Below are 13,244 nucleotides of genomic sequence, written 5' to 3' on the forward strand. Positions count from 1 at the left end.
TTCCGTGCGCGCGGCGCCGGGTATCCGACGTGGGGTGTCGAAGTGCTTGACGGCCCCCGGGGGCGGCGCTCGGATGCGCCACCATGTCCGAGCTGCTGACCCGCGCCGAAGCGACGAACTACGCAGAGACCTCGCGTCATTCCGACGTGCTCGCCTTCGTGGACGAGCTGTGCCGCCGCACGAAGCTCGCCCGCCGTGTGGACTTCGGGGCGAGCGGCGAGGGCCAGCCCCTGGTGGCGCTCATCGTGAGCGACCGCAACTGCTTCACGCCGGAGCTGGCGCGCAAGCAGAAGAAGGTCGTCGTCATGGTGGAGGCGAACATCCACGCAGGGGAAGTAGAGGGCAAGGAGGCGCTGCTCGCGCTGGCGCGCGACCTGACGCTCACGAAGCTGGGGCACAGGCTGCTCGACAAGCTGTGCCTCGTGCTGGTCCCCAACTTCAACCCGGACGGCAACGACCGCATCAGCCCCAACAACCGCAAGCTCAACCTGAAGAGCCTGGAGGGGCAGGTCAACCCCGCTGGCGGCGTGGGCACGCGCTACACGGGCGAGGGCTGGAACCTCAACCGCGACAACACCAAGCAGGAGGCGCCGGAGACGCGCGCCCTGGCGAAGCTGCACCAGGCCTGGTGGCCGGAGCTGTTCATCGACTGCCACACCACGGACGGCAGCATCCACGCCTTCGACCTCACCTTCGACACGTCGCACTCGAACGAGCCGCTGTTCCAGGAGCTGCGCGACTACAACCGCGCGATGCTGGAGCGCGTCTCCGAGGCGGTGAGCAAGCGCCACGGCTTCGACAGCTTCTGGTACGGCAACTACCGCGACGAGGACGTGCCCACCTCCGGCTGGCACACGTACCCCGCGCTGCCGCGCTTCGGCAGCCACTACCGGGGGCTGCTCGGGCGGCTGGACGTGCTGCTGGAGACCTACAGCTACATCGACTTCCCGCGCCGGTGCGCGGTGATGCGCGCCTGGCTCCTGGAGTTGATCCGCGAGGCGGCCCGCAGCGCGAAGGCGTTCCGCGCCGTCACCGAGGCGCAGCAGCGGGCCATCGTCGCGCGCGGGGAGACGCCGGACCCGCAGGTGCTGGTGGGCATCAACTACGGCGTGGCCACGCGCGACGCGCAGGGGGCGCTCTCCTTCGAGTACCCGGCGTACGCGAAGCCCGGCGACACCGCTCGCGTCATGGCGTACGACGAGAAGAGCATCCTGGAGCGGCGCTACCCGGGGAAGAAGCACCGCGTCTACCGCGTGCCGCACCACCGGACCTTCATCCCCACCCAGTCGGTGAGCACGCCCACCGCGTACCTGGCGCCGCCGGAGCTCGCCGCCCGGCTGGAGGGCCATGGCATCCGGTTCGAGGTGCTCCCCAAGCCGCGCGCCTTCACGGTGGACAGCTACCGCGTGGCCCGGCGCGAGGAGACCTTCAGCCCGGACGTGGCCGCCAACGTCCCGCCCATCGGCGAGGCCGAGGTGCCGCTGAGCATGAAGCCCAAGCCCGTGCGCTTCGAGACGGTGCTGACGGTGTCGCCCGAGCGCATCACCCGGGAGTTCCCCCAGGGCACGCTGTACATCCCCACCGCGCAGCGCGCCGGCACGTTGGCGGTGTACCTGCTGGAGCCGGCCTCCGACGACGGGCTGTGCCGCTGGCAGTTCGTCGACAAGCTGGTGGACGTGGGCGGGTTGTATCCCGTCCACCGGGTGGTCAGCCCCGCCACCGCGCCGAAGAAGGCCGAGTAGCACGGGGGCGCCGCCGGGCAGGGCGGGGGCTTCGGTTCGTCCCCGCCCGGCACCCGTTCGTCCCGGCTCGCATGGAAGGTGGCTGTCGGGCCCGCTAGCCTCGCTGGTCATGCGTGAGCCGGAAGTGGTGCGTCCCGGAGAGGTGGAGCCCCTGCCGGCCTGGGCCGTCTGGTGGGGGGCGTTGGGGTGGTGGTGGGCGGATGCCCTCATCTCCGTGAGCCAGGTGCAGTTGCTCCAGCGCATCGGCGAGGCGGAGGTGTCCGGCGGGGAGCTGTGGCGCATGTCATTGGCCAGCTCGCTCCTGTGGGTGCCCATCACGGTGATGTGTGTGCGCCTGTCCGAGCGAGTGCCGCTGACGCGCGAGCGGTGGGCGCGCGCGCTGGGCTCCCACCTGGGGGCGCTCGTGCTCGTGGTGCTGGGGCGGGCGACGTTCGTCGTCCTCACGCAGGACCTCATCGGTTGGTACGAGCGCATGCCTCGGGTGCGCGAGGTGCTGGCGCAGAGCGTGGTCAACAACCTGCTGCCCTTCATCCTGCTGACGGCGGGAGCCCATGCGCTGGGGCTCGCGCGCCGCGCCCACGTCCGCCAGCGGCGCGCGGACCAGCTCCAGGCGCAGCTCGCCGAGGCCCGGCTCCAGGCGTTGTCCTCCCAACTGCGTCCCCACTTCCTCTTCAACGCCCTCAACGCGGTGGCGTCCCTGGTCCACGTGGACCCGGACGCCGCCGAGCGGATGCTGGCGAGGCTGGGCGACCTGTTGCGACACAGCCTCGACTCGCAAGGCCGCCAGGAGGTGACGCTGCGCGAGGAGCTGGAGGCGCTGGCGCCCTATCTGGACATCGAGCGCACGCGCTTCGGTGCCCGGTTGAGCGTGGTGTGTCGTCTGTCGCCGGACGTCCTGGACGTGCGCGTCCCGTATCTCGCGTTGCAGCCGTTGGTGGAGAACGCCATCCGCCATGGGCTGGCGCCGCGGGCGGAGCCCGGGCGCATCGACATCTCCGCGGAGCGGGACGGGGACGCGCTCCGCCTGCGCGTGGAGGACGACGGCATCGGGCCTCCGCCTCAGCCGGCGGCCCTGGGACGGAGCGGCGGGGTGGGCCTGTCGAATCTTCGCGCTCGCCTCGCGACGCTCCATGGCGCGCGGGCGAGTGTGGAGCTGCGTCCTGGTGTGTCCCGGGGAACGGTGGTGGAGGTGCGCGTGCCGTTCGACGTGCCGCCCGGGCCGGTGCCGGCATGAGCGCGGCGGCGTGGCTCGCGCGAAGGCTGGCGTCGCGTGGGGGGGCCGGGACAGGGCGGATGAAGGGGGAGACATGAGGGGTGGGGCGTCGCCTCTGCGCGTGGTGGTGGTGGATGACGAGCCACTGGCGCTGGCGCGGCTGCGCGCCCTGGTGGGGGCGGAGCAGGACGTGGAGGTGGTGGGCGAGGCCTCCAATGGGGCGGACGCCGTGCGCGTGGTGCTCGCGTCCAAGCCGGACGTGTTGATGCTGGACGTGGAGATGCCGGCGGGAGACGGCTTCGAGGTGTTGCGCGCGCTCCCCGCCGAGGTGCTGCCGGTGGTCGTCTTCGTCACGGCCTGGCAGCAGCATGCCGTGCGCGCGTTCGAGGCGCAGGCGCTGGACTTCCTGCTCAAACCCTACGATCGAGAGCGCTTCCGCGCGGCGCTCGGTCGCGCCCGGGAGCAGGTGCGCCTGCTGCGACGGGGTGGGTCCTCCGCGCGACAGGAGGCATTGCTCTCCGGACTCGCGATGGCGGAGGCGCCGTTGCGGCGACTGCCCGTCAAGGAGGATGGTCGCATCCGCTTCATCGACTGCGCCGCCATCACCCACATCGAGGCCGAGGCGAACTACGCGCGGGTCCACACCGCGGGCTCGCAGCACGTGCTCCGCGAGACGTTGACACGACTGGAGGAGCGACTCGACGCGCGCCGCTTCCTGCGTGTCCACCGCTCCGTGCTCGTCAACGTGGACCAGGTACGCGAGGCGGAGCCGCTCACGCAGGGCGAGTACCTGCTGGTCGTGGGCACGGCGGGCACGGCGGTGCGCACCGGGCGCAGCCACCGCGCCCGTGTGGAGGCCGCGTTGGGGCTGGGCACGGACGTCCCGACGTCGCGCTGAGGGGCAGTCCCACGCAGCGCACGTGCCTCGCCAGGGACCCGCGTGGGGGCTTCGCGCCGGGAGCCGTCCGCACGCCCCGGGGGGCGTCTCCGTCTGGGGGGCTTCAGCCTCGCTCGAAGGGCCACCACGCCCGACACCGTCGTGAAGACGAGCGCCGTCCCCACGCCTCGTCGGTCTGTCCCCGTCGCGACGCGCTTCATCCCCGCTTCACGGACAAGCACGGTCGCGCGGGCGTACCTCTGGATGCATGACGGACGCGAGCCCGGCTCGCCCCGTCACATCCCGAGGAGACCGTCATGTCATCGTCGCTTCGCCGCATCTCCGCAGTGCTCGCCGCGCTCGTCGTGTCCCTGGCGACGTCCGCGTCCGCCTCTGCTCCCCGCACGCCCGAAGTCTTCGCGCCAGGCTTCGTCTCGCTCCCGGACCAGGAGGAGTACCGCATCGCCTTCACGCCCGATGGACGCACGGCCTACTGGGGCGTGAGCCTCGACTTCTTCCCCATCTCCCGGCAGTCCACCATCGTCTTCTCCGAGTTCCGCGACGGACGCTGGAGCGAGCCTCGCGTGGCGCCCTTTTCCGGTGTGCACTCGGACATCGACCCCTTCATCTCCCCGGATGGTCGCCGGCTCTACTTCTCCTCCATCCGCCCCGTGGACGGTGTGGCCCGAGAGGACGTGGAGCTGTGGGTGGTCGAGCGTCGACGGGACGGAGGCTGGGGCACGCCCCGTCACCTGGGCGCGGCCGTGAACAGCTCGGCGGACGAGCTGTATCCGAGCGTGGACGCGGCCGGCACGCTGTACTTCGGCTCGGACCGGGATGGGGGCTACGGAGGTTGGGACCTCTACCGCGCCTTCCTCCGTCCGGATGGCTCCTACGGCCCCGCGGAGAACCTGGGCCCGGCCATCAACACCGAGTACTGGGAGTTCAACCCCCACGTCCTGCCGGATGGCGACACGCTGCTCTTCGCGTCCATCGACCGCCCGGATGGCTTCGGCTCCGGTGACCTCTACGTCGCGTCGCGCACCTGGCGCGGATGGCAGCCGGCTCGCAACCTGGGCCCGACCGTGAACACCGCGCTGGACGAGTACCACCCCGTCCTCTCGCCCGACCACGACACGCTGTACTTCATCCGCCACCAGTACGAGCCGTTCCTGCCCGGGGAGATGTTCCACGTGCGCGCCGGCCGCCTCCTGGCGGAGTGTGGCGTGGGGCGCTGAGCCCGGTCGCAGTGGGCGTCCGGTGGAGAAGTTGGGGGACCGACAGGTCGTGGCCCCCGACGCCGCCTGCCCGCATGGCCTGGGGACGGGCGTGTGACGGTGGCGGGCGCGCGTGGCGGTCTATACTGCGCGCCCACCATGACGGCGGATTCCCTGAAGACCCAGCTCCGGCGCACGCTGCGGCGTGACTTGTGGCTCACGCTCGCGCCCGCGATTCTCCTCGTGGGCATCGCGTTCACCGCGACCTTCTACTTCATCAAGCCCGCGCCGCCGAAGACGGTGGTGCTGGCGCTGTCCCCGGACGAGGGCGGCTTCCGCTACTACGCGCGCAAGTACCAGGACTTCCTCAAGAAGCACGGCATCGTCCTGGAGCTGCGCAACACGTCGGGGTCCCTGGCCAACGTGGAGTTGCTGGCCGACGAGTCCTCGGGCGTGGACGTGGCCTTCGTGCAGAGCGGGACGGCGGCGGGGGACAAGGCCCAGAACGTGGTGTCGCTCGGCAGCCTGTCGTACGTGCCGCTGTGGGTCTTCTACCGGGGCGACGTCATCGACGACGTCCGGGCGCTGAAGGGGCGGCGCGTCGCCGTGGGGCCCGAGGGGAGCGGCACCCGCTCGCTCGCGCTCACGCTCCTCAAGGCCAACAACGCGGACGCGGCGCCCACGGAGCTGCTCCCCCTGGAGCGGGACGCGGCCATCGAGCAGCTCAAGCAGGGGACGCTCGACGCCATCTTCCTCATCTCGCCCGCGGAGTCCCCCGCCATCAAGAAGCTGGCGGCGGTGCCGGGCATCCGGCTCTTGAGCTTCACGCGGGGCGAGGCGTACGCGCGCCGCTTCACGTACCTGTCCCGGAAGGTGGTGCCTCGGGGCGTGTTCGACCTGGCGGCGGACGTCCCGGAGCAGGACGTGGTGGTGCTCGCGCCCACGGCGAACCTGGTGGCGCGCGACTCGCTGCATCCGGCGCTCGCGTATCTGCTGATGCGCGCGGCCAGCGAGGTCCACGGCAACGCGGGCCTGCTCGATGGGGCCGGCGAGTTCCCCGCGCCCCGGGAGACGGGCTTCCCCCTGAGCAGCGAGGCGCGGCGCTACTACGACGCCGGGGTCCCGCTGCTCCAACGCTACCTGCCGTTCTGGGCCGCCAACCTGGTGGACCGCCTGTGGGTGATGCTGGTGCCCATCATCGCCGTGGTCGTCCCGCTCTTCCGCGCGGTGCCCGCGCTGTACCAGTGGCGCATCCGCTCGCGCATCGTCCGTTGGTACGCGCGGCTGAAGGAGATTGAAATCCAGCTCGACGAGAACCCCGGGCCGCAGATGCTCGAGGACATGCTGCGGCGGCTCGAGGAGGCGGAGCGCGAGGTCAACCGCATCCCCATGCCGCTGGCCTACGCGGAGAACCTCTACTTCTTCCGCGAGCACATCGACATCGTCCGCCGGCGACTCGTCCGACGCTTGTCGGGTGGGACGGAGAACCGCGAGGGGCACGCTCAACACGCGAGCGCCTGACCTCGCGAGCGCCGCCGGGGCTCCGGTGCGCCCAGCGCGCGCCGGAGCAACTGGGTGGCGCGCATCAGCCTGCGGCGGGTGTTGACGTGGGAGAGGCCCAGCTCCCGGGCCAGGCTCCGGCCGTCCAGGTCGCGTTCGAGGCGCAGCCGGCACACCACCTTCAAAGGCTCCGGCAGTCGCGCGACGTGGCCACTCAACAGCCGCGTCTGCTCTCGCGCCAGGACCTCCTGCTCCGGTGAAGGCGCGTGGGGCTCGGCGTCCCGACCCTCCACGGTCATGTGCGGCCCGGCCTCGCGGAGCCCTTCGTGGCGCGAGCGGTGGCGGTGCTGGTCCACGCAGGCGTGGAGGAGGATGCGCTGCAGCCATGCCTCCGGGTCGCGCAGGGTGGCGCGTGCGCGGGCGAAGGACTCGGCGGCCCTCAGGAGGGTCGTGCCCAGCGCCTCCTCGGCGTCGCTCCGGTGGCCGTGCATGTGGCGCAGGCTCCGGACGCGCAGCCGCGGTTGGTGCTCGAGCCACAGCGTCCAGAAGGCGGAAGGGGGCAGGTCGACGAGGGGCTTGGTGCTCACGCCCCGTCCCGAGAGCAACGCCCATGCCCGTGAATTCCCCTGCGCGGACGCGGTCTTCGGTGTGGCGGGCCGTGTCCGCTGGCATGTCAGTGTCACACGCTGACATGTCAGCGCGGACCCGCCCGTGACGCGCTCGTGAGGAGGGGAGGACGCGTCGCGCGCCTGGGTTCGTGTACCCTGTGGGGACAACCCGGGTGGTGGGTCCGGGGGCCCCCTCATGAAGCACAGACCTCTCGACGATGTCTCCACTGCCAGCCCTCGGAGGCAGGGTGGCGAGAGCCAGGCGGCGGTGTTCGTGCCGGCCCTGACCATCGTCTCGCACCCGCTCGCCTCGAGGGTCGGGGAGCGCCTCGTGCTCGACGCGCTCCCGCGCGGGCGGGAGGTGGCGGTGTCGCGCAACGCCCCGCTCTTCACGCAGGTCGGAGAGGCGGTGGGGCGCCCGTTGGGAGACCCGTTCGTCAGCCGCAAGCCGCTGCGCTTCCAGGCGCGCTCGGATGGGGGCGTGCGGCTGGAGGGCGACCCGGACGGGACGCGCGTGGTGGCCGGAGGCATGGCGGGGGTGAGCTGGGAGTTCCGACCGGAGGCCCTGGCCGCCGGCGTGTCGCTGGAGCTGGCCGGGCGCGTCGTCCTGTGGCTGCACCGCGTGGCCCAGGACGACCTGGGGACGACCGACACGCTGGGGATGGTGGGGCAGGGGCCCGCGCTGAACCGGGTGCGCACGCGGGTGCGTCAGGTGGCCGACCTGGAGGTCCCGGTGCTCATCCGGGGCGAGACGGGTACGGGCAAGGAGCTGGTGGCGCGTGCCCTCCACCTGCACGGCCCCCGGCGTGACGGCCCGTTCGTCAGCGTGAACCTGGGCACGCTCGCCCGGGAGCTGGCCTCCGCGGAGCTCTTCGGCGTGCAGCGGGGCGCGTACACGGGCGCGTCGCGCAGCAGGGAGGGCTTCTTCCGCGCGGCCCAGGGCGGCACCCTCTTCCTGGACGAGGTGGGCGAGGCGTCCTCCGAGGTGCAGGTGGCCCTCCTGCGGGTCCTGGAGACGGGCGAGGTGTTCCCCGTGGGGGCCCACGCGCCCATCGCCACGGACGTGCGCCTGGTCGCGGCGACGGACGCGCCCTTGGAGGAGCTCATCGCGCAGGGACGCTTCCGCGCGCCGCTGTTGCACCGGCTCTCCGGCTACTCCATCCACATGCCGCCGCTGCGCGAGCGCCGAGAGGACCTCCTGCTGCTGTTCCACCACTTCGCGCGTCGGGAGCTGGAGGCGCTCGGCGAGGCGGGGCGGTTGTCTCCCGAGGACCCGTACGCGGAGCCGTGGCTCCCCGCCGCGCTGGCGACGCGCCTGCTGTGCCACGAGTGGTCGGGCAACGTCCGCCAGCTCCGCAACGTGGCCCGACAGCTCGTCATCAGCGGCCGGGGTCAACCCCGGCTCCAGGCGGATGCGGCGTTGGAGGCGGGGCTCACGCCGGGACGGGAGGTGGGCCTGGCCACGCTGGTGTCATCGTCGCGCAGGCGTCCCTCGGAGGTGACGGAGGCGGAGCTGCTGTCCGCGCTGCGCGAGTGTTCGTGGGACTTGAAGGCCACGGCGGAGCGGTTGGGCATCACCCGGGCGTCGCTCTACAACCTGGTCGACCGGAGCCCCGACATCCGCACGGTGAGGGACCTGGGGGCGGAGGAGATCACCCGTTGCTTCCACGCCTGCGGTGGCGACCTCGACGCCATGGTCCGGCGGCTGGAGGTGTCGCGGCGCGCGCTCCAGCGCCGGGTGCGCGAGCTGGGGTTGGAGGCCCACGACTCGTGAGTCGAGAGGGCGTGGCATGCTTCCTCCCGCCGGGTCGTCCGGGCCGACGAACCGCTCCGAGCGCCGGCCGACGGGAGGGTCACACCGCGATGCGCCACGGAAGAGTGTTGTGGGGGATGCTGCTGTTGGGGGCCGCCTGCGCGCCGGAGACGCGCTCCGCAGAGCCCCTGGCCCAGTCGGCACCCCTGGTCGAGGAGGGCGGCTGTCTCGGGCGAGTGGAGGACGACTGCGAGCTCGACGGCGAGGGGCGCTGTCCGGCCTCGGGCCCGGGGCGGGTGTGTCGCATCTGGATTACGGCGGGGGCGCTGCCGGTGAAGCCCGCCACCAGTTGCATCACCCGGGGGCAGTGGCTGGTGTTCCACCTCGCCGACGGAGTGCCCGAGTCCATCCTCTCCTTCGGCAATCGCACCGACGACTACCTCTTCGAGGGTTATCCTTCGACGAAGATCGAGCTGGGCTCCAGCGCCGGCAGGCAGTGGTGCGGGAGGGTCCGCAAGGACGCGAAGGTGGAGGACCACTGGTTCCGCGTCTCGTCGGGGCTCCCCGAGGGCCAGCCCGGTGAGCTGGAAGTGGTGAGGGACCCCAACGAGGACGAGTGAGCCGCCGCCCGCTCACGGCGGTGGCGTGCGCGCGGAGGGCGTGGGTCGCGCTCCGGAGACGCGCGCCAGCCGTGGGTATCGAGTGAGCAGGTCTCTCATCGCCGCACCGATACGGGCCTCGTCTCCCGGGTGCTCGCTAGGGAACGCGCGTGCCCGGGCGAGCTCCAGCGCGAGGTGGAGGGCCTGGGCCTCGACGTCACCGGGCCGGGCCGTGAGGACCTCGGTCGCCAGGTCGAGGCCGCGGGTCAGGATGTCCCTCGCGTCACGACCGCTCGCGGCGCGGGTGACGCTCCAATCGAGGTAGAGCCGCGCGAAGTCTCGCCGGTCGTCGCGGGGGCGTGACGTCACCGCGAGGACCTCGTCGTGGGCCCGGGCCGCGCGCTCGAAGTCGGCCTCCGTGTCGGAGGTCTTCCTCGCGCTCCACGCCGCGAGCGCGTCGCGAGTCCGCGCCAGGTGCCGACGCGCCTCTTCGTCCCGTGGATTGCGCTTCAGCGCTTCGGTCAACGCGGAGACGGAGGCGTCGAACTCCTCCTGAGAAGCCCCGCCGCGCCCGGACGCGACGCGCGCGAGCAGGCCGTGTGCCTGTCCCAGGTTGGCCCACGCGGCCGCCAGCTCCGGCTCCCGCGCGAGCGCCGTCCGGGCCTCGGCCAGCGCGGCGCGTGCATCCGCCTGGGCGCGAGCCTCGTCGCCGCGCGCGAGGTGGTGCTCGGCCCGCGCCGACAGCGCCTCGGAGAGGTTGCTGTGCGGCAGCCCCTGGTTCGGCGCGAGCGCCACGGCCCGCGCGAAGGACGTCTGCGCGAGTGTCAGGAGCGGCAGTGCGTCCTCCTCGCGCAGCGCCGCGTCTCGCGCCTGCTCCAACCGCAGCAACCCCAGGCCTCCATGCAGGGGCGGCACCGCGTCGTTGAGGGCGAGCGCGCTCTGGTAGGACGCGAGCGCCTGCTCCAGGGCCGGTCGCGCGTCACCGCCGCTGTCCCGCAGCCGGGACGCTCGCAGGGCGTGGACCTGGGCCTCGTAGAAGTGGCTCACGAGGTTCTTGGGGTTGAGCGCGCGAGCCTTCTCCAGCGCCTGTCGCGCCCGCTCGAGGTCCGACGTGGGGTCGACGGTGCGCGGATGCGTGGCGCGCTTGAAGAGCGCGCTGCCCAGGTTGATCCACGCGTCCGGCACGCGCTCGTCGATGCCGATGGCCGTGAGGTAGGCGTCGATGGCGCGCCCCCGGTGCGCGAGCGAGTCCTCGCCGACGGAGTCCTCGTAGTCCGCCCAGACCTTGAAGATGAGGCCGAGGTTGGAGTGGTAGTCGTAGCCTCGCTCGCCGGGCGCCACGCCCTCGAAGGCGTCGATGGCCTGGCGCAACAGTTCGCTCGGGTCCTGGCTGCGGGCCTGCTTGTCCCGCGCGGCCTGCCACAGGGCGAGCCCCAGCGCGTGCTTCGCGTCGCTGCGCTCCGGCTCCACCGCGAGCGCGGCGCGCGCGGCCTCCAGCGCCTCCTTCAGCGCGGGCGCCGCGTCTCCGCCCTGGCGCCCCTGGTACTCCGCGAGCCGGCGGTAGAGGTGGGCCTTTCGCACCAGGGACGGGACGTGTCGGGGCGACGCGGTGAGGCCCCGCCCGAGCGCCTCCAGGGCCTTCTCGATGTGCGGCGCCACGTCCCCTTGTCCATAGAGCCCCATGCGCAGCGCCACCTGCTCGACGCCGGCCAGGGCGAGGTGGGCCTCCGGCAGGCTCTCCGCGATGGAGGCCGCGTGGGCATGGGCGCGCCGGGCGGCGTCCAGGTCCTCGAGCGCGCGCTCGCGCTGGCCCGCGTCCCACAGGCTGGTGGCGCGCGCCACGAGGACGTCGCCGCGCAGCAGCGGGGCCTCGAAGAACCAGGGCAGTCGGTCACCCAGCGCGTCGAGCCGCGCCAGCGCGTCGTCGTGGCGCTCCTCGTGGAAGGCGAGCAGCGCGGAGACGTACTCGGAGGGGGGCACGTCCGCGCCTCGTGCCCGCCGCAGCCAGGCCAGCGCGGGCTCCCGGTAGCGTGTCGCCAGCTCCTGCCGGCGCGCCTGTCGCTCCGTCGCGGGCAGGTGCGCGTGGGCGCGCAACTGCTCCTGGTAGAGCTGCCCGAACGCCAGGGCCAGCGCGCACGCGACGCGAGGCGTCCGGGTGCCATGCTCCCAGGCGGCCTCCAGGTGCTCGCGTGCCCGGGCCGGTTCGCCCACCGACAGCCAGCCTCTTCCCAGCGCCTCGTTCCCGGGGCCGAGCGCGCGCTCACCGCCCTCGCGCATCTCCCGGGTGATGTCCGCCAACTGCGCCTCCAACGCGTGCCGCTCCGCGCGCGTGTCGTGGAGCCGGGCCAGCGCGGTGTAGCGGGCCCGGGCCTCCACCGACACGGCCAGCTCGGAGAAGCGGCGCGCCAGGTGCTCGCGCAGGTCCGCGTCCCGGCGCGCGAGCAGGGCCTGCGCGCTCGCGAACAGCACCAGCACGCCCGCCACGGCCACCAGCGCCAGCACGCGCCAGTGCTTGCGCGCCAGGCGCGACAGCCGGTAGCCCGCGCCCGCCATGCGCGCCTGGACCGGAGCGCCATCGAGGAAGCGCTGGAGGTCCTCCGCCAGCGCCCGCGCCGAGTCGTACCGGTCCGCGCGGTCCTTCTCCAGGCACTTGAGGACGATGGCCTCCAGGTCCACGGGCACGTCGGGCGCCAGCGCGCGCGGCGGCGTGGGCTCCCGCGTGGGGATGAGGTGCAGGACCTCCAGCGCGTTGCCCCCAGGAATCGGAGGCTGGCCCACCAGCAAGGCGTAGAGCGTCGCGCCCAGCGCGTAGACGTCCGCGCGGCGGTCCAACCGTCCCACCTCGCCGCGGGCCTGCTCGGGCGCCATGAAGTGGGGCGTACCGAGGATGGAGCCCGTGGCGGTGACCCCCTCGGTGGGCTCCTTCGCCAGCCCGAAGTCCATGACGTACGGCTTCCACTGTCCGTCGGCGGTGCGCTCCACCACGATGTTGGAGGGCTTCAGGTCGCGGTGGATGAGCCCCGCCCGGTGCGCGGCGTGCACCCCTTCCGCGGCTTGCGCCAGCACCAACGCCTTCTGCTCGGGGGACAACCGCCCGGCCAGCAGGTGCAGCGGCTGCCCCTCCACGTACTGCATGGCGATATAGGCGTGGCCCCGGACCTCGCCCACCTCGTACACCTTGCACACCCGCTCGTGGTCCACGCGCGCCTGGGCCTGGGCCTCCGCGATGAAGCGCCGCACCCGGTCCGGCGCGTCGTCCCGGACGAACTTGAGCGCGACGTGTCGCCGCAGCACCGGGTCGTGCACCAGGAACACCCGGCCCATGCCCCCTTGCCCCAGGAAGCGGAGGGGCACGTAGCGCGTCCACTCCGACACCGGGAAGGCCGGCGTCCCGTCCGGGGCGGGCGCCTCCTCCGGGCGAGGCGCTCCCGGCTCCGCGGTGGAGGCGCCCTCCAACCCCGGTTCCCCCCCGGCCCGCGCCATGGCCGCGAGCGACGCCAGCGTCCGCTCGGACAGCCGCCCTTGCTCGCGGAGCAGTTCGAGCGGGGAGCACCCCCGGCGCACCGCCTCCTCGCGCAGGGGCTCGACCTCCGCCTCCGAGAGCAGCCCCTCGAACAGCACCGCCCTCCATTCCGCGTCGTGGTCCTCGCGCATCGGCGCTCCCGCCCCGTCGACTCCCGGACCTTTCCGGGATTCAACCATCCCCAGGTTTAGCACCGGGGCCCGCCACCACCC

9 protein-coding genes are annotated in these 13,244 nt (G+C 72.9%); 7 read left to right on the top strand and 2 right to left on the bottom strand.

Annotated features, from left to right (window positions below; all coding sequences use genetic code 11):
- Positions 1-83 precede the first annotated feature (83 nt).
- The 5 genes from LZ198_RS00885 to LZ198_RS00905 all read left to right on the top strand — a co-directional run bounded on the left by LZ198_RS00885 (position 84) and on the right by LZ198_RS00905 (position 6,570).
- The gene (locus LZ198_RS00885) at positions 84-1,742 is read left to right on the top strand and encodes a M14 family metallopeptidase (protein ID WP_253969908.1); all 1,659 of its coding nucleotides are present in this window, start codon (positions 84-86) and stop codon (positions 1,740-1,742) included.
- Between the two features lie 109 nt (positions 1,743-1,851).
- Positions 1,852-2,976, top strand: a complete 1,125-nt coding sequence (locus tag LZ198_RS00890; RefSeq protein ID WP_253969909.1) for a sensor histidine kinase — start codon at positions 1,852-1,854, stop codon at positions 2,974-2,976.
- 73 nt (positions 2,977-3,049) lie between these two features.
- Complete coding sequence (locus tag LZ198_RS00895; RefSeq protein WP_253969910.1) at positions 3,050-3,853, top strand: LytR/AlgR family response regulator transcription factor; 804 nt, start codon at positions 3,050-3,052, stop codon at positions 3,851-3,853.
- A 296-nt stretch (positions 3,854-4,149) separates the two neighbouring features.
- On the top strand, positions 4,150-5,070 hold the full coding sequence (locus LZ198_RS00900) for a TolB family protein (protein WP_253969911.1): 921 nt from the start codon (positions 4,150-4,152) through the stop codon (positions 5,068-5,070).
- A 138-nt stretch (positions 5,071-5,208) separates the two neighbouring features.
- A complete protein-coding gene (locus tag LZ198_RS00905; RefSeq protein ID WP_253969912.1) occupies positions 5,209-6,570 on the top strand; it encodes a TAXI family TRAP transporter solute-binding subunit in 1,362 nt (453 codons plus the stop codon).
- On the opposite strand, the gene LZ198_RS00910 is transcribed toward LZ198_RS00905, so the two are convergent.
- The gene (locus LZ198_RS00910) at positions 6,552-7,136 is read right to left on the bottom strand and encodes an RNA polymerase sigma factor (protein WP_253969913.1); all 585 of its coding nucleotides are present in this window, start codon (positions 7,134-7,136) and stop codon (positions 6,552-6,554) included. The two genes, LZ198_RS00905 and LZ198_RS00910, sit on opposite strands and share 19 nt — an antisense overlap.
- 217 nt (positions 7,137-7,353) lie before the next feature.
- Here LZ198_RS00910 and LZ198_RS00915 point away from each other — a divergent pair, with 217 nt between their 5' ends.
- Positions 7,354-8,931 carry a sigma 54-interacting transcriptional regulator gene (locus tag LZ198_RS00915; RefSeq protein ID WP_253969914.1) on the top strand — a complete coding sequence of 526 codons (1,578 nt, stop codon included), beginning with the start codon at positions 7,354-7,356 and terminating at the stop codon, positions 8,929-8,931.
- Positions 8,932-9,020: 89 nt separating this feature from the next.
- Positions 9,021-9,530 (top strand): hypothetical protein, encoded by a 510-nt coding sequence (locus LZ198_RS00920; protein WP_253969915.1) that lies wholly within the window; start codon positions 9,021-9,023, stop codon positions 9,528-9,530.
- 12 nt (positions 9,531-9,542) lie between these two features.
- Here LZ198_RS00920 and LZ198_RS00925 read toward each other — a convergent pair whose 3' ends face one another.
- The gene (locus LZ198_RS00925; RefSeq protein ID WP_253969916.1) at positions 9,543-13,163 is read right to left on the bottom strand and encodes a serine/threonine-protein kinase; all 3,621 of its coding nucleotides are present in this window, start codon (positions 13,161-13,163) and stop codon (positions 9,543-9,545) included.
- Positions 13,164-13,244: the final 81 nt, after the last annotated feature.

Origin of the sequence: Myxococcus dinghuensis, from assembly GCF_024198235.1 — a bacterium.
Taxonomy (GTDB): domain Bacteria; phylum Myxococcota; class Myxococcia; order Myxococcales; family Myxococcaceae; genus Myxococcus; species Myxococcus dinghuensis.